The organism is Spirilliplanes yamanashiensis (genome assembly GCF_016863475.1).
Classification (GTDB): Bacteria; Actinomycetota; Actinomycetes; order Mycobacteriales; family Micromonosporaceae; genus Spirilliplanes; species Spirilliplanes yamanashiensis.
Genome location: NZ_BOOY01000038.1, coordinates 83,270 through 100,024 on the forward strand (window position 1 = coordinate 83,270; position 16,755 = coordinate 100,024).

A 16,755-nucleotide genomic window follows, 5' to 3' on the forward strand; every position below is an offset into this window, starting at 1 on the left:
GTCAGGGGGCCGTCAGCGGGCCGGCGACGTCGAGCCGGTCGTTGTCGACGAGCCAGCGCACCGACTCCAGGATCGCGTCCTCCGGCTGGTACCGCGGGGCGTAGCCGAGCAGCGTGCGGGCCGTGGCGATGCCGAAGCAGTGGCTGCGGACGAGGTGGTCCCAGCTCGCCTCGGCGTGTTCCGGGTCGGTGCGGCCGCGGAAGTCGTCCCACGTCACCGGGCGCAGGTCGGCGGTGCGGCCGAACCAGGAGGCGGCGATGTCGGCGTAGCCGCGCACGTTGAGGGCGGTGGGGGCGACGACGGCGAACTCCCGGCCGGCGGCGGCGTCGCGGTGGGTGACGGCGGCCTCGAAGGCCTGGGCGACGTCGTCGGCGTGGACGTGGTGCAGGAACTCGGCGCCGATGCCCGGGATCTCGACGGGCTGCCCTGCCGACAGCCGGTGCCACACCGTGGCGTCGAGGTTGCCCAGGGGACCGATCGGGGGCCAGCCGGGGCCGACGATGTGGCCGGGGTGCAGCGCGGTGGTGGCCAGCCCGCCGGTGGCCGTCTCGTCCCGCAGCAGCCGGGCGATCGCGGCCTTGGCGGTGCCGTACTCGCCGATGGGCGGGGTGGTGTCGTCCTCCGTCATCGGCGCCCGCCTGCTGGGCCCCCAGCGCCAGATGGAGCCGCAGTGCAGCAGGTGGCCGGTGTGGCCGCGCAGGCGTTCGACGAGCGCGGTCGCGGACTCGGGCGTGAAGCAGATGAGGTCGACGACGGCGTCGGGCCGCAGGGCGGTGACGCGGTCGGGGAAGGTGCCGGCGCGGTCCTCGGCGGCCCGGTCCGCGGTCACCACCTCGACCTCCCGCCAGGCGGGGTCGTCGGTGTAGCTGGACCGGCGCCCGCGGCTGACGGCGACCACGTCGTGCCCGGCGCGGACCAGCCGGGGCACGAGATAGGTGCCGATGTGCCCGCTGCCGCCGATGACCACGATCCTCATGTGCCGAGGGTATGCCCGGCCCCGGGGGCCCGCCGGTCGGCGAGCGCCGCCCGGACGGTGGCGGCCAGGGCGTCCAGGTCGACGGGTCCCGTGGTGTCCACGTCGACGAGGGGTCCGACGCCGAGCGGGGCGACCTCGCGGCCCCAGAGCTCGTCGTCGGTGCGCAGCGCGTCCAGGTGGCGGTCGTCCCGGGCGCGGCGCCGGTACCGTTCTCGGGCCAGCTCGACCGGCACCCGGCAGCGGATCTCGACGAACGGGCCGGTCAGCGCCCGGACCAGCGGCACGGAGTACGGGTACCAGGTGCTGTCGACGACGGCGGCCGGGCAGCCGCGGGCGGCTTGTAGCGTGGCGTGCACGGCGGCCACGCCGAGGGTGCGGGACGCCGCCACGGTCGGCGGTGCGCCCAGCGCGTCCATGAGTGCCTGCTTGATCTCGTCCTTGGCGAGGCAGGGCAGCCGCAGCCGGGCGGCGAGGGCGGTGGCCAGGGTCGTCTTGCCGGCGGCGGGCCAGCCGCCCACCAGCACGTACCCGCGCAGACCCGATGTCGGCAAGCCCACGTCCTCAGCATGCCCTACCGGCGTCCGATGGAGTGTTAGTGTGCAAATGGTTGGTGCACCAACGATTATGGCCGGAGGCGTGACGATGGCGGCGGGCAGGAAGACGAAGGACGCGCGCGAGGGCGGGTTCCTCTGGAACGCCTTCTACAAGTACCTGGCCGGACCGGCCACCACCGACAACGCGATCGAGGGCGTCACCCCCGAGGCGCGCGCGGCGTGGGAGCGCGACCTCGCCGCCCGCAAGGAGTGGAGCCGCCGGCAGCGTGAGCGCAAGCGCGCCGAGCGCGAGGGCCGCCGCGGCGCCGCCTGACCCACCGGCCAGGCAGAACGAGACGGCCGCGCCGCGGGCTGGCGGCGCGACCGTCCCGATGGAACCGGCCGGCTACTCGGCGCTTCCCGGCTCCGCCATCTTGCTGTGCATCGCGGCCTTCGCCCGGTCCGGCAGCACCTTCGACGTGGCGGCCTGCGCCTTCGTCATCAGCGAACCGGCGACGACCTTCTCCTCGCCCTTCATGAGCGCCTCGAAGCCCTGCTTCGCCACCTGCGCCGCGTCGTCCTTGTGGTCGCTCGCGCCCACCCGGGTGTCGAGCATCTCGGCGCGGTCGAAGAAGTTCGTCTCCGTCGGGCCCGGCATCAGCGACGTCACCGTCACGCCGGTGTCCTTCAGCTCCGCGCGCAGGGCCTCCGCGAACGACTGCACGAACGACTTCGAGGCGTTGTACACGGCCTGGTAGGTGCCGGGCATCATCGACGCGATCGACGACGTGAACAGCACCCGCCCCCGGCCCCGGGCCACCATGTCGGGCAGGACCCGCTTCGCCAGGTGCACCGTGGACGTCACGTTGACATCGATGACGTTCTGCTCGTCCTCCAGGCGCGTCTCCCGCACGAAGTCGCCGCCGATGCCGCGGCCGGCGTTCAGGGCGATCGCCTCGACGTCGCGGCCGGTGGCGACGATGGCGCCCCACAGCTGCTCGACGCCGTCGTAGCTCGCCAGGTCGGCGCGGACCGGGATGACCGTCACCGCGTACCGCTGCTGCAGGTCGTCCGCGGCGAGCGCGATCGCGGCCTCCTCGGCCGTGATGAGCACGTCGTAGCCGTGCTCGGCGAACTGGGCGGCCAGCTCGCGGCCGATCCCGCTCGACGCGCCGGTCACCACGGCGAACGGCCGCCCGGTGTCCTCCGGGGTCAGGTCACTCATGAGGGCTCCTGTCACATCGTGATGGCGTCGACGACGTCACCGACCGGCTGGTCGGGCAGCGCGCGCGCCACGTCGGCGAGCGCGACGATGCCGACCAGGTCGTGACCGTCGATCACGGGCAGCCGGCGGACCTGGTGCTGCCCCATGGTGCGCAGGATCTCCTGCGCGTCGTCGTCGGCGCCGATGGTGACCGGCTTGCCCTGGGCCAGCTCGCCGGCGGTGACCTCGTTCGGGTTGCCGCCCTTGGCCAGGCACTTCACGACGATGTCGCGGTCGGTGAGCATCCCCTTGAGCCGGTTGTCCTCGCCGCAGATGGGCAGCGAGCCGACATCGAGGTCGGCCATCTTCCGGGCCGCGTCGGCCAGGGTCTCCTTCTCACCGACGCACGTGGCGTCGGCGGTCATGATCTCGCGGGCGGTCGGCATGGCATCCACCTTCCGGGTCGAGGGCTGTTGACCACTGGGGTACCCGTGACCGGGCGGGTCACTCGCCCGGGTTTCGCGGATGGCGCGAGGCCCTACGGTGGAGGGCGTGACCAGCCCGACCTGGCCGCAGGTGACCGCCCGCCGGCTGCACCGGCACGGCCTGGCCGCGGCCGGCCTGCCGGACCCCGCCGCGGCGGCCGCCGCGATCTGCGGCGCGCACGCCCAGCTCGCGTCCGCCGCCGAGCTGTCCCTCGGGGTACGGGTGCCCGGCGCCACCCGCACCACCGTCCGCGACGCCCTCTGGCGCGACCGCACCCTGGTGAAGACCCGCGGCCCGCGCGGCACCGTCCACCTGCTCGCGGCCGCCGACCTGCCGCTCTGGACGGGCGCGCTGTCCGCCGTCCCGGCCGCGCCGCCCGACCTGCTCACCCCCGACCGCCTCGACGCGGTCGTCGCGGCCGTCGCCGACGCCGTCGCCGGCGCGGAACTCACCGTGGACGAGCTCACCGACGCCGTCGTCGCCCGCACCGGACCCTGGGCCGGCGACCGCGTCATGGACGCCTTCCAGGACCGCTGGCCCCGCTGGCGCGCCGCCGAGTCCGCCGCCTTCCGCCGCGGCGCCGTCTGCTTCGGCCCGAACCGTGGCCGCCGCACCACCTACACCGGCCCGCGGCGCTGGCTGCCCGGCTTCACCCCGCTGCCGCCCGCCGAGGCGGGCCCGCTGCTGGTCACCCGCTACCTGCACGCGTACGGCCCGTCGACGCCGGCGCACTTCGCCCGCTGGCTCGGCGTGCCACCGCCGTGGGCGGCGGCCCAGTTCGCGGCCGCGGGCCTCGCCCGCGCCGACGTCGAGGGCGCCGAGGCGTGGACCGCCGCCGGCGACCCGCTCGCCGACACCCCGGCCGCCGGCACCGTGCGCCTGCTGCCCTACTTCGACGCGTACGTGATCGGCTGCCACCCCCGCGAGCAGGTCTTCCCGGGCCGGGCGGCGCAGCGGGCGCTCGCCGGCGGCCAGGCGGGCAACTACCCGGTCCTGCTGATCGACGGGGTGGCGGCGGGCGTCTGGCACCAGCGCCGCACCGGCGCCCGCCTCGCGATCACCGTCGAACCCCTGACGGACCTGACGGCCCGGCAGCGCCGCGCGCTGGACGCGGAGGCGGACCGCACGGCCGGCATCCTGGAGGCGTCGTCGGTGACGCTGACGATCGGCCCGGTGCCGGTCGGCCCGCACGCCTGACGGCTCAGGCGGCCTCAGGCGGCGGCCTCAGGCGGCGGCCTCAGGCGGCCTGGTGGGCCTCGGTGCGGGCGGCGGCCACCAGGGCCGCGACCTCGACGGCCGGCAGCGGGCGGGCGAACAGATAGCCCTGCGCCGCCGGGTAGCCCAGCAGGCGCAGCCGGTCGGCCTGGGCGGGCGTCTCGACGCCCTCGGCGACCACGTCCAGGCGCATCGCGGTGGCCAGGTGCATGACGGCGGCGGCGACGGTGGCGTCGGCGTCGTCGGCGACCTGGGTGAAGGAGCGGTCGAGCTTGAGTTCGTCCACCGGGCAGTCCTGCAGCAGGGTGAGCGCGGAGTAGCCGGTGCCGAAGTCGTCCAGGGCGATGCGGATGCCCATGCCGCGCAGGCGGCGCAGGTTCTCCACCGAGGGGCCGGCCTCCAGGGCGGTGGTCTCGGTGACCTCGACGGCCAGGCGGTGGCCGGGCACCCCGGTGTCGGCCAGGATCGCGGCGACGTCGTCGGCGAAGCCGGGCTCGCGCAGCTCGCGGGCGGAGACGTTGACGTTGACGACGGCGGGGGCGGAGTCGCCCAGCTCGGACGTCCACGCGGCGACCTGGCGGCAGGCGGTGCGCAGGATCCAGCGGCCCAGCGGCACGATGAGGCCGTTGCGCTCCGCGACGGGGATGAACTCGGCGGGCGACAGCGGGCCGCGGACGGGGTGGGTCCAGCGGATCAGGGCCTCGACGCCGGTGAGGCGGCCGTCGGTGAGGCTCACGATGGGCTGGTAGAGCAGGCGCAGCTCGTCGTTCTCGATGGCCTGGCGCAGCTCGGCGCCGATCTGGGCGTTGTCGGCGACGGCGCCGGCCATGCCGGGGGCGTAGTGCAGGTAGCGGCTGCCCTCGAGGCTCTTGGCGCCGTACATGGCGATGTCGGCGTGCCGCATCAGGGTGCTGGGGGTGTCGCCGGTCTTGCCGCCGGCGATGCCGATGCTGGCGCGGATGAGCAGCTCGTGGCCGTCGGCGACGACGGGCTTGGCGAGCGACTCGACGATGCGCTGCACGGCGATCTCGGCCGCGTCGGCGGCGGAGCCGTCGAGCAGCAGCACGAACTCGTCGCCGCCGAGGCGGGCGACCGTGTCGGCGATGCGCACGCAGCCGGCGAGGCGTTCGGCGACGGCGATGAGCAGGGCGTCGCCGACCTCGTGGCCGAGGTTGTCGTTGACGACCTTGAAGTCGTCGAGGTCGATGAGCACGACGCTGAACACCCCGTCGCCCGGCCCGGCCACGGCCTTCTGCAGGCGGTCGGCGAACAGGGCGCGGTTGGGCAGCTGGGTGAGGGCGTCATGGGTGGCGCCGTGGTTGAGGCGGTCCAGCAGGCGCCGGTTCTCCTGGAACGCGGTGAGCTGGCGCAGCACCACGATGACGGTGAGCCCGACGGCGCCGACGACGACGACCTTGTCGGCCGTCCCGGTCCAGGTGTCGATGATGAGCAGCGTGTCGACGGCGGCGACGGCGATGTACGGCAGCACGCTGTACGGGCGGCGGGCCGGCTCGCTGGGGGCCCGGCGGGTGGGCGCCTGGTCCTTGCCGGCCAGCCGCTGCCGCTCCCCGGCCCACGCGGCCAGCCACATCACCGTGGGGATGCTGACCTGCGTGATCATCAGGTACGGGTCGGCCGGCAGGAAGCCCTGCGGCAGCGGTGCGAGCGCGCCGACGAGGATGGCCAGGCCGAACAGCTGCAGCGCCGACTTGTCCAGGTACCGGTAGCCGGACAGCGCGACCTTCGCGACCGCGAACAGGGCGACGAGGGCGATGAGCGACAGCACGGTGGCGCTGATGAGCGTGGTGGTGCGCTCGGCGCCCTGCTCCAGCAGCGCGGCGGTCAGGAAGTGCCAGATGAAGATGGCGGCGGCGGCCAGGACGGTGCTGGCGTCGAGCATGGTCGTGAACCGCTGGTGGCGGGTGAGCGCGCCCATCGGCAGCCGGTACAGCGCGTAGATGATCACCAGCACGGCGCTGCCGTCGAGCAGCAGCATCGAGATGGGGGTGTGCGCGCCGAACGCGTGCGGGTTGGTGAGCACGTCGTACGCCTGGGCGGACGTTCCCGCGCCGACCAGCACGGCGACGACGGCGAGGTGGCGCCAGAAGCGCCGGGTCGGCACGGGCAGGTGGGCGGCCCGGGAGGTGCGGACGAAGATGGCGCTCAGCACGGCGGTGCTCAGCACGATCGGCACCCAGAGCAGCACGGGCGACCCGATGAGCTGGTCGGCCAGCGAGTTGACGGTGAACCAGACGGCGGCCAGGACGCTCAGCGCGGCGGCGGCGAGCAGCAGGCGGCTCGTGCCGCGGACGGCGGCGCCGAGCTTCGCGGACCATGCCGCGACCCCGTCCTGCACCCTGCCCATGTCCCGCGTCCCTCCCCACCGGTGTCATCGTGCTTCATCGGCGGGCGCACGGGTGCCCTGAGGGTTCGGGGTCCGCGCACGGCCGCCGCGACGGGACATCGCCGTCCCGATCGAGCATCTATGATCTCCCGCCATGCAGCCAGCACCGCCGGCCGCGGGCGACGTCCTGACCGACCCGGCCGCCGCGCACCCCGAGGTCCACCAGCTGCGCGCGGCGCTGCGCACCCGGGACTGGACGGCGGTGCGCGCCGTCACCGACACGGCCGAGCCGGCCCTGCGCACGGGGCTGATCCGGCTCGGCGGCGGCGAGCTGGGCCCGCTGGCCGGCGGCGAGGACTTCCTGCGGTACGTGCTGGCCCGCGACCCGGACGACGCCACCGCCGCGGCGATGCTCGGCAACCACCTGATCGACGTCGGCTGGGCGATCCGCAGCGGCGCGCGGGCCAGCCACGTCAGCCGCAGCCAGTTCGAGCAGTTCCACGAGTGGCTGATCAAGGCCGAGCAGGTGCTCATCGACGGCTGCGCCCGCAACCCCCGCGACCCCGCCCTGTGGGTGCCGCGGATCATCACCGTCCGCGCGCTCAACCTCGGCGTCTCCGAGGGCCGCCGCCGCTACGACCGGCTGTCCGCGGTGGCGCCGCACCACCTGGCCGGCCAGACGCAGCTGCTGCAGGAGCTGTGCCCGAAGTGGCACGGCAGCTGGGAGCAGGCGCACGCGTTCGCCCGCGAATGCCTGGAGACGGCGCCGCCCGGGGCGCTGAACGGCGTGGTCGTCGCCGAGTACCACGTCGAGCGGTGGCTGGACCTGCCCGACGGCGAGGACCGGGCGTACCTGCTGGGCCAGGGGGTGCGCGCCGAGCTGCACGAGGCCGCGCACCGCTCGGTGTGGCACCCGGCGTTCCGGCGCACGTACGGCTGGGTCGGGGCGATGAGCACGTTCGCGATGCTGTTCAGCGTCATCGGCGACGAGCCCGCGGCGGCGAGCCTGCTGAGCGCGCTCGGGCCGCTGGCGACGGAGCACCCGTGGGACTACCTGGGCGGCGAGCCGGCCGAGCAGATCCGCGCGGCCCGCGGCCGCGCCTTCGCGATGGGACGCGCGCGGTGATCAAGCACACCGAGGTCGACGGGGTCCCGGCGATCCTGGCCCCCACGTCGGGGCAGCTGCACGCCGGCCTGGTGTTCCGGGTGGGGCAGGCCGACGAGACGCTGTCCCGCTCCGGCATCACCCACCTGCTGGAACACCTGACGCTGTTCCCGCTCGGCATCGCCGACTACCACTTCAACGGGGCCACCGGCAGCGTCTCGACCCACTTCCACATGCAGGGCTCCGACCGCGACGTCGCCACGTTCATCACCCGGGTATGCGCGTCGCTGGCGGCGCTGCCGTTCGAGCGGCTCGCCAAGGAGAAGGAGATCCTGCGCACCGAGGCGGCCGGTCGCGGCGGGCACGTCGGCGAGCCGATGGCGCTGTGGCGGCACGGCGCCCGCGGGTACGGGCTGGCCGGCTACCCCGAGTGGGGGCTGACCGCGCTCACCCCCGACGACCTGCGCGCCTGGGCCGCCACGTACTTCACCCGGGAGAACGCGGTGCTGTGGATCGCCGGCGACGAGGTGCCCGCCGGCCTGCGGCTCGACCTGCCCGCCGGGGTCCGCCGCCCGGTGCCGCCGGTGACGTCGGCGCTGCCGCAGACGCCGGCCTGGTTCAGCGGCTCGTCGCGGGCCACCGCCTGGGACGCCGTGGTGCCGCGCAGCGCCGCCGCCGGGGTGTTCACCGGCGTGCTGGAGCGCGAGCTGTTCCGCGCCCTGCGCCAGGAGGACGGCCTGTCGTACACGGCGCACGCCGCCTACGAGCCGCGCGGCGACGGCTCGGCGCTGATCGTCGCGGTCGCCGACGCCCTGCCGGAGAAGGCCGACGCGGTGCTCGGCGGGTTCGTCGACGTGCTGGCCAAGCTCAAGGTCGGGCGCATCGACCCGGCCGACGTGGACGCCGTCGTCGGCAAGGCGGCGGACGCGCTGGGCACGGCGGAGGCCGACGCCGCCCGGCTGCCGCAGTACGCGTTCGACATGCTCGTCGGGTTCCCTCTCCAGACCCTGGAGGAGGCGGCCGCCGATCTGCGCGCCGTCACCCCCGGCGCGGTGGCGGCGGTAGCCGCCGAGGCGCTGTCGACGGGCCTGCTGATGACGCCGGGCCGGCGGTCGGCCGACTGGGCCGGCTACGCGACCGCGCCGCAGGGCTCGGAGTCCGCCGTGCCGGGCCACGCCCACCGCTCCGTCGACGTGCCCGGTCACCGGCTGGTCGTCGGCCAGGCCGGGGTCAGCCTGGTGCGGGGCGACGACGTCGCCACCGTCACCTTCGACGCCTGCGCGGCGGCCCTGGCGTTCCCCGACGGCGGCCGCATGCTCGTCGGCCACGACGCCGTGGTGGTCCAGGTCGAGCCCACCCTGTTCGAGGGGGCGGCGGCCGCGCTGCCCACCATCGACGCGGCGACCGCGCCGGTGCGGGTGCCCATGCCGGCCCGCGACCCCGACGACATCCCGCGGCCCGGCGACGACCGCCGCGCCGACCCGCGCGCCGACGCCGACACCGCCGACGCGGGCAGCCGCGGCCTGCTGGTCGCCCGGCTGGTCGTGCTGTGGGTGCTGCTGGTGGCGGTCGGCGGGTTCACCGCCCTGCTCACGCTGGGCACGGTCATGGAGCAGGGCGACCGCGCGCCGCTGGTCACCGTCCTGGTGTTCCTCTACGGCCTCACCGCGCTGATCATCTGGGGGGTCGTGCGGGGGACGAGGCAGCTGCGCCGGCTGCGTCGCTGACCCGCAGCTCACCCGCCCCGCGGCAGGCCATCGTCAGCGCCGGCGCCACGGCCAGCACCGCCACCACGAACCACACCAGGCCCGCGCCGGTGTGGCCGCGGTCCAGCGCCACCAGCGTGGCCACGAACGGCACCCCGAACGCGGCGACCGCGACCGCGATGAGCAGCCACGCCGCCTGGCGCTGCCGCCCGGGGTCACCGTCGGCGGCGGCCCAGCACAGGGCGAGGGCGGGCGTGGCGACGAGCCACCCGGCGAAGGACGTGCGTGCGATGGTCACCACCGCAACCTATGGACGGGCCCGCCCGGCCCGCGCCCGGCGGCGACCCCAGAACCGCCTGGGTACGGGTACTCAGGGGGTGGCGCCGACGGCGGGGGTGGGCGGCGTGGGGACCGTGGTCGGGTCGGTGCCGCCGCCCGGCTCCTCGTCGTCGTCCCCCGTCGGCTCGACGTCGGGCGTCGTCGGGGTCGCGTCGGGCGTGGCCGGCGCCGTGGTCACCGCCGCGCTCGTCGGCCGGCTCGTCGGCGGCGCGGACGGCTGCGACGGCACGATCGGCTGGTTGCCCGGCCGGGTCGGCTGCTCGTCGTCGGTGTCGTCCTCGGCCGGGACGCTGGGCGCCGGCGCGTCCGTCGGCGCCACGGCGGGCACGGTGGCGTCCGGCACCGTCTGCGGGCCCGCGCCCGGGCCGTCGGCGGCCAGCGCCGCGATGAGCGCGGTCAGCCCGCCCGCGACGACCAGGGCCGCCGCCAGCAGGATGGGCCCGCGCCGGCCGTCCCGGCGGCCGCCCGGGCGCGCCGGTCCGCCCGGCCGAGCGGGCGGCGGGGCGGTGCGCTGCACCGGGACGGTCGCCGACGTGGCCCGCGTCAGGTGCGCCGTGCGGCCCGCCGCCGCCATGCTCGTGGCCGTCAGCGAGCCGGTGCCCGTGCCGGTGCTGGTGCGCCAGTCCTGCGGGTCGGCCACCGCGAGCGCCGCGTCGGCGAAGTCGGCCGCGCTGGCCCACCGGTCCGCCGGGTTCTTCGCCATCGCCCGCGCGATCAGGTCGCGCACCGGCTGCGGCACGTCCGCCGGCAGCGGGTCCGGCTCGTCCTCCAGGTGCCGCAGCGCCACCTGCAGCGCGTTCTCGCCCTCGAATGGCGGGTGCCCCGACAGGCAGTGGTACGCGACCGCGCCCAGCGCGTAGATGTCGGTGCACGGCGACAGGTCGCCCTTCGACACCTGCTCCGGCGCCATGTAGAGGGCGGTGCCGACGATCGAGTTGACGCTGGTCACGCTCGTGACGGCCACCGACCGGGCCACCCCGAAGTCGACCAGCACCACCGTGCCGTTCGGCTTGACCATGATGTTGCCCGGCTTCACGTCGCGGTGCACGGTGCCGTTCTGGTGCGCGGCGTGCAGCGCGTCGGCCGTCTGCGCCACGATCGACAGCGTCTCGGCGACGCCCAGCCGGCCGTCGTCCTTCAGCTTGGCCGACAGCGGCTCGCCGTCGACGAACCCCATCACCAGGTAGGCGCCCTGGTCGTCGTCGGACGGGCCGGTGGCGCTGTTGTAGTCGTAGACCTCGACCACGCCCGGGTGCCGGAACGCGGCCAGCATGCGGGCCTCGCCGTAGAAGCGGGCCGAGAACTCCGGGTCGGTGAGCAGCGACGGCTTCAGCACCTTGACCGCGACCACGCGGCCCAGCACGACATCGGTCCCGCGCCAGACGTCGCCCATGCCGCCCGTGGCGATCCGCTCGTCCAGCCGGTAGCGATTGTCCAACAGGTGACCCGAAACCAGCACCTGCGGACTTTATCCGACCGGAGGGGGTGGCTGCCTCCCCGCGACCGGGGGACATGAGTACGCCTCGGCAACGATTTCGGATGGCGCACGCGAGTGGATCTCCCGCGTTCGGCCGCGCCCGCCGCGCCACCGGGCCTAGCGTCCGGTGACATGCGCACGAAACTGGTGTCGGCGCTGGTCACCATCGGCCTGCTGGCGGCCGCCGGGTTCGCCGCCGTCTCGGCCCGCCGCCTCGGCCCCCAGCCGCCGCCGTCCGGGCCGCTCGCCGACGCCCTGGGCGACCGGGTGGTGAAACTCATGGAGACGTCGTTCCGGGAGGCGGTCTCGGGCCGCGCCGAGCCGGTGCGGTGCGCGGCCCGGCCGTTCGGCGCCCGCCCCGAGAACCTGTCCCGCGCCGCCCAGGCCACGACGATCTACGCGTGGGTGTTCTGCCGCGCCGAGCGGACCGGCCGCACCCTGCACACCCCGGTCGCCGTGCGCCTGGACGGCGAACCGGCCCTGCGCATGCCGGAGAAGGGCCCGGCCGACGAGCGCAGCGTGCGCCGGGTCTTCCCGGCCGACGTGCGGGACAACCTGCGCGCGACCCGCCACGACGACCTGGCCACGGCGGTCTGACCGGCGGGGTGACCGTCAGCTACGGCGGGTCAGTGGCGGGATCGTCGTGCCCGCGGCGGCCGACTCGATGAGCCGGGCCAGGCGGGACTCGCGGATGGTGTCGCGCCTGGCGCTGTTCACCCAGCGCGCCGCCGCCCGCCGGTACGACGGCGGCTGGGCGCTGAACCACGCCCACGCCTCGGCGTCGCCCTCCAGCAGCGCCAGCTGGGACGGGGTGAGCGAGGGCGGCTCCTGCTCGGCGGAGCGGACGGCGGCGGGTTCGGGGCGGCGGCGCGCGAAGGCGGCCAGACCGGCCGGGGTCATCAGGCCGGCCGCGGTGAGGCGCCGCACGGTGGCGACGTCCGCGGGGCTCCACACGCTGCCCGGCCGGCGCGGGGTGAACCGCACCGGCCGGCGCTCGTCGTCGGCGCGGCGGGCGGTGGTGTCGATCCAGCCGAAGCACAGCGCCTGCTCGATCGCCTGCGGGTGGGTCAGGCCGGCCGGCCGGTAGTCGAGGTGCAGCTCGGCGGCCGTCTCGTGGTGCGCCGAGAACCACGCCCGCAGCTCGGCGGGCGTGGCGAACCGGATCGGCTCACTCGGCGTCGAGGTGCACCTGCTCGGTCGTGGGCGGCGGGGGAGCGTCGAGGGCGCCGGCCGGCTCGGTGGTCCGGCGGTCGACGGCGGTGCGCAGGGTCGCGGCGGCCGCGAAGCCGATCGCGGCGCCGGCCACGGCGGCGAGGGCCAGCAGCGCCCACGGGGTGGCCGGGCGGCGCCCGGCCAGGGCGTCGACGGCCCGGTTGGCGCGCCGCCACGCCTCGTCGGCGGTGGAGCCGACCCGGCTGCCGGTCTCGGCGGCCAGGCGGGACCCCTGCCGGCCGGCGGCCCGGCCGGCCGCCTTGCCGGCGGTGCGGGCGCTGTCACCGACCGCGAGGCCCGCGTTCTTCGCGCTGTCGCCCGCCGCGGACACGGCGGACGTGAGGTATTCCCACGCCTGGGCGGCGGCGCGCTCGGAGGCGTTCTTGCGGGAGCTCAGCATCGTCTCGTTCCTCCCTGCGTGCGGTCAGTGCGGTCTCGTTGCCCCCGCCCGCGCGGCGACAAACGTCAGTGCAGCGAGACGATGGCGGCGCCGCGGGCGAAGTCGTCCTCGCCGCCGTCGTCATCGTCGTCGCCGTCACCGCCGCCCATGCCGCAGGCGAGCAGGAGGGCGAGCAGGGCGCCGGCGCCGGCCAGTCCGAGAAGCTTGCGCAGCATGGTCAGGTACCTCCGGAGAGTGAGGTGACGGTCCGCGTTCCCGCGGCCACCCCCCGATGCTAGGCCCGGCGCGCCACCGGGGGAACGTCCTGAGTGGACCGGGGGGAATCCGCTGGACACGACCCGTTACGGTGGGATCCGGCTCCGTACGCCGATGGCGGGGCCCGGCAGGCGGCCGGTGGGAACATCTCAGGCCGCTCACAGGTTGGACGATTAGGTTCGGGTCGTTTCGACGATCCGGTGCGTGGGTAGGCATCGCGCCCCCGGCGACGGGGTGCCAGGGTGAGCGGCGCGGTTTCGAGAGCTGCCTCGCGCACAGGAGATACGCCCGGTAATGGTGCCGGGCGGCTGGAGGTGCTCGGGTGAGTCTCTCGATCGAGACGTCGGCTCCGGTCGGCGGGGTGGTGGAGATCCAGCCGCGTGGCGAGGTCGACGTCGACAACGCCCACGAGGTCCGCGAGGCGGTGGCCGCGGTGCTCGCCGCGGGCCGGCCGCGCCGCATCGAGCTCGACATGCACCTGGTGACGTTCCTCGACTCCGTGGGCATCAGCGCCATGGTGGCGGCGTTCCAGCTGGCCTCCGTGGGCGGCGTGCAGCTGGTGGTCACCCGGCCCAGCCGGTTCGTGCACCGGCAGCTGTGGGTCACCGGCCTGCTGGGGCTGTTCGGGGCCCCCGACCCCCACGTGGTGGGCGTGTCCGGTTCGATCCAGGAGCCCCCCGTACCGACTGCCTGACCCGCGGTGAACGCGTGGTTAAGGTCTCCTTCAGTAACTTGTCGGCCCCCGTACCGGTAGGGAATAGTGCCCTGTCGTGGCGCGACTTCCGATGGGCACCGCCATCCTGCGGCGATATGTGCTGATCGGTGCCATCGGCCAGGGTGGGGTGTCGACCGTCTACCACGCCGTGGACGCCCGGCGCGGCACCCTGCACGCGGTCAAGGTGCTGGCCCCGCTGCTCGCGCACGACCCCAAGGCCCGCGAGGACGTCCGCCGCGAGGCCCTCATCACCGACCGGCTGCGCCACCCGAGCGTCCCCCGGGTGTTCGAGTACGGCGACGCGCCGCTGCCCGACGGCACGGTGGTGCCGTACGTGGTGCTCGAGCTGCTCAGCGGCACGCCGCTGGAGGACCTGCTGGCCGACGGGCCGCTGCCGTGGCGCGACGCGGTGCGGGTGGCGGCGACGGCGGCGGACGTGCTGGCCGTGGCGCACCGCCGCGGCATCGTGCACCGCGACCTGGCCTCGCGCAACATCATGGTGACCGACGACGGCGCCATCAAGATCATCGACTTCGGGCTGGCGACGGCCGCCGCGCGCACCGGCGACACCGCCGCCCGCCCGGTCGTCGTGCGCAACCGGCGCACCCAGAGCCGCCCGCCGGCGCACCCGGTGACGGCCGTGGCGCGCCCCGCGGACGACGTCTACACCCTCGGCGTGCTGCTCTACGAGATGGTGACGGGCCGGTCGCCGTACCCCGTGGTGAGCCCGACCCCGATGCGGGCCGGGCTGCGGCCCCACCAGCTGGCGCCCACGCCGGTGGTGTCGGTGGCCGGGCTGCCCGGCGACGTCGCGGAGATCATCCGCGCGTGCATGACCAAGCAGCCGGGCGGGCGGCCGCGCAGCGCCGAGGTGGCGCTGCGGCTGTGGCGGCTGCTCGACGGCCGCCCGTGGCACCCGACGCTAGCCCTGGACCAGCTGGGCTGACCCGATCGCCTCCAGGTCGAGCGCCACGTCGGTGGCCTCGGCCGGCGCCCGCACGGGCGTGACCACCGCGTAGCCGTCGGCGAGCAGCGCCAGGTCGCTGCCCTCCTCCAGCGGGTCGGTGGCGGCCTGCACGGCGGTGCGCAGGTGCCCCTCGCCGGCCTCGGCGACCGTCACCTGCACCTGGCCGAAGCTGGCCAGCGGGCCCCGGCGCAGGCCGCGCAGCTCGTCGGCGGGCACGTCCGGCACGTTGAGGTTGAGCAGGGCGCCGGCCGGCAGGCCCGGCAGCGCCGGCAGCAGCCGGGCCGCCAGGTCGGCGGCGACGTCCCAGTGCCGCGCCTCGTCGTCGGCGTGGTCGAGCGCGGCGATGGCGGCGCCGCCGCTGGACGCGGTGCCCGCCGAGGGCGACAGCACGTCGAGCGAGACGGCCAGCGCGGGCAGCCCGTTCGCGGCGGCGGTCAGCGCCGCGCCGACGGTGCCGGAGTGCAGCACGGCGGTGCCGGCGTTGGCGCCCCGGTTGATGCCGGAGACCACCACGTCGGGCGGGTCGCCGAAGCCGCCGCGCAGCGCCAGCACGACGATGAACGCGGGCGAGGTGGTCACCGCGTACCCGGGCACCCCCGGCACGCCCTCCAGCGCCCGGGGCTCGACCAGGATCTGCCCGTCGCGCTCGACCGCCGTCAGGGCGGCGCTGGTGCCGCTCGCCTCGGCGTGCGGGGCGGCGACGGTCACCTCGGCGCCCGTCGCGGCCACCGCGCGCGCCAGCGCCCGCAGGCCGGGCGCGGCGATGCCGTCGTCGTTGGTGATCAGTACGCGGGTCATGAACGCTCCTTGATCGTCGCGACGCTCCGCAGCTCCACCCGCTCGGCGAGCACGGTGATGGCGTCGACGTGGCCGGTGCCGAGCCCGTGCCGGGTCACGTTGAGGGCGCCCGCGGCGGCGCCCGTGCGCACGGCGTCGTGCAGCGACCCGCCCTGGGCGAGGACGGCCGCGACGCCGGCGGTCATGGAGTCACCGGCGCCGCGCGGGTCGGCCGGGCTCAGCTTCGGCATGCGCACCTCGAGGATCTCGTCGCCGATGAGGGCCAGCGCGCCCGCGCCGGCCCGGGACACCAGCGCGTCACCGGCGCCGTCGGCGCGCAGGGCCCGCAGCGCCGCGACCAGCGCGTCGGTGCTGTCGTCCTTCGCGCGCCCGGCCTCGATCAGCTCCTCGTGGCTGACCTTGACCACGTCGAGGCCCGCGTCCAGCACCGCCTCCAGGTGCTCGCCCGCCAGGTCGGCGACGACGCGGCAGCCGTTGGCGCGCAGGTCGGCGGCGAGCCGCCGGTACGCCTCCGGGGCGACGAGGTCCGGGTCGGCGACGCCGCCCAGCACGGCGGTGCCGGCCCGCAGGCCGTCGGCCAGCGCCAGCCCGTACAGCTCGTCCAGGTCGTGCCGGGTCAGCGCGGTGCCGGGCTGCTCGGCGATCTCCTGCCGGCTGCCGTCGCGGCGGTCGTGCACGTACCAGCCGGTGCCCGAGTCGCGCCGGACCAGGCGCAGGGTGACGCCCTCGGCGATCAGCAGCGGTTCCAGCACCGTGCCGACCTCGCCGCCGGCGGCGCAGCAGAAGGTGACCTCGACGCCGAGCGACCGGATCATCCGGGCCTGCCAGACTCCCTGGCCGCCGGGGTGGACGTGCAGTTCGGGCCGGCCGCCCTGCTGCTCGATGGTCACGGTGAGTTGAGGTGCGGGGGAGAACACCATCACCTGCGCGCTCATGCCCTGATGATGCCCGTTTGTGGCGGCCCGAACCGGGCTCTGCGCGGATCGGTGTGCCATCGAAGATCCGGAACCTGGGCCAGGGATT

The 16,755-nt window shown here is 75.7% G+C and carries 19 protein-coding genes; 7 read left to right on the forward strand and 12 right to left on the reverse strand.

Going from position 1 to position 16,755, the window contains the following annotated elements; all coding sequences use genetic code 11:
- Position 1 precedes the first annotated feature (1 nt).
- Positions 2 to 976, reverse strand: a complete 975-nt coding sequence (locus Sya03_RS27350; protein WP_203941305.1) for an NAD-dependent epimerase/dehydratase family protein — start codon at positions 974 to 976, stop codon at positions 2 to 4.
- Positions 973 to 1,533: a P-loop nucleotide/nucleoside kinase family protein gene (locus Sya03_RS27355; RefSeq protein ID WP_203941306.1), complete on the reverse strand. Its 561-nt coding sequence runs from the start codon at positions 1,531 to 1,533 to the stop codon at positions 973 to 975. Before Sya03_RS27355 ends, Sya03_RS27350 begins: the two co-directional genes overlap by 4 nt.
- A gap of 79 nt (positions 1,534 to 1,612) precedes the next feature.
- Between Sya03_RS27355 and Sya03_RS27360 the strand changes: the two genes are divergently transcribed.
- On the forward strand, positions 1,613 to 1,843 hold the full coding sequence (locus tag Sya03_RS27360) for a hypothetical protein (RefSeq protein ID WP_370871997.1): 231 nt from the start codon (positions 1,613 to 1,615) through the stop codon (positions 1,841 to 1,843).
- Between the two features lie 72 nt (positions 1,844 to 1,915).
- Here Sya03_RS27360 and Sya03_RS27365 read toward each other — a convergent pair whose 3' ends face one another.
- Both Sya03_RS27365 and Sya03_RS27370 read right to left on the reverse strand, forming a co-directional pair.
- Positions 1,916 to 2,734, reverse strand: coding sequence for an SDR family NAD(P)-dependent oxidoreductase (locus Sya03_RS27365; protein ID WP_203941307.1), 819 nt, complete (start codon positions 2,732 to 2,734; stop codon positions 1,916 to 1,918).
- Positions 2,735 to 2,745: 11 nt separating this feature from the next.
- On the reverse strand, positions 2,746 to 3,159 hold the full coding sequence (locus Sya03_RS27370; RefSeq protein WP_203941308.1) for a CBS domain-containing protein: 414 nt from the start codon (positions 3,157 to 3,159) through the stop codon (positions 2,746 to 2,748).
- Positions 3,160 to 3,265: 106 nt separating this feature from the next.
- Between Sya03_RS27370 and Sya03_RS27375 the strand changes: the two genes are divergently transcribed.
- The gene (locus Sya03_RS27375; protein WP_239107889.1) at positions 3,266 to 4,396 is read left to right on the forward strand and encodes a winged helix DNA-binding domain-containing protein; all 1,131 of its coding nucleotides are present in this window, start codon (positions 3,266 to 3,268) and stop codon (positions 4,394 to 4,396) included.
- 40 nt (positions 4,397 to 4,436) lie between these two features.
- On the opposite strand, the gene Sya03_RS27380 is transcribed toward Sya03_RS27375, so the two are convergent.
- Positions 4,437 to 6,779 (reverse strand): putative bifunctional diguanylate cyclase/phosphodiesterase, encoded by a 2,343-nt coding sequence (locus Sya03_RS27380; protein ID WP_203941310.1) that lies wholly within the window; start codon positions 6,777 to 6,779, stop codon positions 4,437 to 4,439.
- 133 nt (positions 6,780 to 6,912) lie between these two features.
- Between Sya03_RS27380 and Sya03_RS27385 the strand changes: the two genes are divergently transcribed.
- Together Sya03_RS27385 and Sya03_RS27390 are read left to right on the forward strand one after the other, a co-directional pair.
- Positions 6,913 to 7,884: a tetratricopeptide repeat protein gene (locus Sya03_RS27385; protein ID WP_203941311.1), complete on the forward strand. Its 972-nt coding sequence runs from the start codon at positions 6,913 to 6,915 to the stop codon at positions 7,882 to 7,884.
- A complete protein-coding gene (locus tag Sya03_RS27390; RefSeq protein WP_203941312.1) occupies positions 7,881 to 9,590 on the forward strand; it encodes a M16 family metallopeptidase in 1,710 nt (569 codons plus the stop codon). The genes Sya03_RS27385 and Sya03_RS27390 overlap by 4 nt, the downstream gene beginning before the upstream one ends.
- Here Sya03_RS27390 and Sya03_RS27395 read toward each other — a convergent pair.
- Both Sya03_RS27395 and Sya03_RS27400 read right to left on the reverse strand, forming a co-directional pair.
- Positions 9,538 to 9,867 (reverse strand): hypothetical protein, encoded by a 330-nt coding sequence (locus Sya03_RS27395; RefSeq protein WP_203941313.1) that lies wholly within the window; start codon positions 9,865 to 9,867, stop codon positions 9,538 to 9,540. The genes Sya03_RS27390 and Sya03_RS27395 overlap by 53 nt on opposite strands.
- A gap of 72 nt (positions 9,868 to 9,939) precedes the next feature.
- Positions 9,940 to 11,367 carry a serine/threonine-protein kinase gene (locus tag Sya03_RS27400; RefSeq protein ID WP_203941314.1) on the reverse strand — a complete coding sequence of 476 codons (1,428 nt, stop codon included), beginning with the start codon at positions 11,365 to 11,367 and terminating at the stop codon, positions 9,940 to 9,942.
- 150 nt (positions 11,368 to 11,517) lie between these two features.
- Here Sya03_RS27400 and Sya03_RS27405 point away from each other — a divergent pair, with 150 nt between their 5' ends.
- On the forward strand, positions 11,518 to 11,982 hold the full coding sequence (locus Sya03_RS27405; RefSeq protein ID WP_203941315.1) for a hypothetical protein: 465 nt from the start codon (positions 11,518 to 11,520) through the stop codon (positions 11,980 to 11,982).
- 15 nt (positions 11,983 to 11,997) lie between these two features.
- Here the strand turns inward: Sya03_RS27405 and Sya03_RS27410 are convergent, their stop codons facing one another.
- From Sya03_RS27410 to Sya03_RS27420, 3 genes are all read right to left on the reverse strand, one after another.
- A complete protein-coding gene (locus Sya03_RS27410) occupies positions 11,998 to 12,549 on the reverse strand; it encodes a YdeI/OmpD-associated family protein (protein ID WP_203941355.1) in 552 nt (183 codons plus the stop codon).
- A 4-nt stretch (positions 12,550 to 12,553) separates the two neighbouring features.
- Positions 12,554 to 12,997 carry a hypothetical protein gene (locus Sya03_RS27415; RefSeq protein WP_203941357.1) on the reverse strand — a complete coding sequence of 148 codons (444 nt, stop codon included), beginning with the start codon at positions 12,995 to 12,997 and terminating at the stop codon, positions 12,554 to 12,556.
- A gap of 65 nt (positions 12,998 to 13,062) precedes the next feature.
- The gene (locus tag Sya03_RS27420; protein ID WP_203941316.1) at positions 13,063 to 13,212 is read right to left on the reverse strand and encodes a hypothetical protein; all 150 of its coding nucleotides are present in this window, start codon (positions 13,210 to 13,212) and stop codon (positions 13,063 to 13,065) included.
- A 362-nt stretch (positions 13,213 to 13,574) separates the two neighbouring features.
- Between Sya03_RS27420 and Sya03_RS27425 the strand changes: the two genes are divergently transcribed.
- Together Sya03_RS27425 and Sya03_RS27430 are read left to right on the forward strand one after the other, a co-directional pair.
- Positions 13,575 to 13,946, forward strand: coding sequence for an STAS domain-containing protein (locus tag Sya03_RS27425; RefSeq protein ID WP_203941317.1), 372 nt, complete (start codon positions 13,575 to 13,577; stop codon positions 13,944 to 13,946).
- Positions 13,947 to 14,022: 76 nt separating this feature from the next.
- Positions 14,023 to 14,913 carry a serine/threonine-protein kinase gene (locus Sya03_RS27430; protein WP_203941318.1) on the forward strand — a complete coding sequence of 297 codons (891 nt, stop codon included), beginning with the start codon at positions 14,023 to 14,025 and terminating at the stop codon, positions 14,911 to 14,913.
- On the opposite strand, the gene surE is transcribed toward Sya03_RS27430, so the two are convergent.
- Together surE and Sya03_RS27440 are read right to left on the reverse strand one after the other, a co-directional pair.
- Entirely contained in the window at positions 14,890 to 15,732 is an 843-nt protein-coding gene (gene surE, locus Sya03_RS27435; RefSeq protein WP_203941319.1) for a 5'/3'-nucleotidase SurE, read from the reverse strand. The genes Sya03_RS27430 and surE overlap by 24 nt on opposite strands.
- Complete coding sequence (locus Sya03_RS27440; RefSeq protein ID WP_239107891.1) at positions 15,729 to 16,667, reverse strand: 1-phosphofructokinase family hexose kinase; 939 nt, start codon at positions 16,665 to 16,667, stop codon at positions 15,729 to 15,731. Before Sya03_RS27440 ends, surE begins: the two co-directional genes overlap by 4 nt.
- Between the last annotated feature and the right edge of the window lie 88 nt (positions 16,668 to 16,755).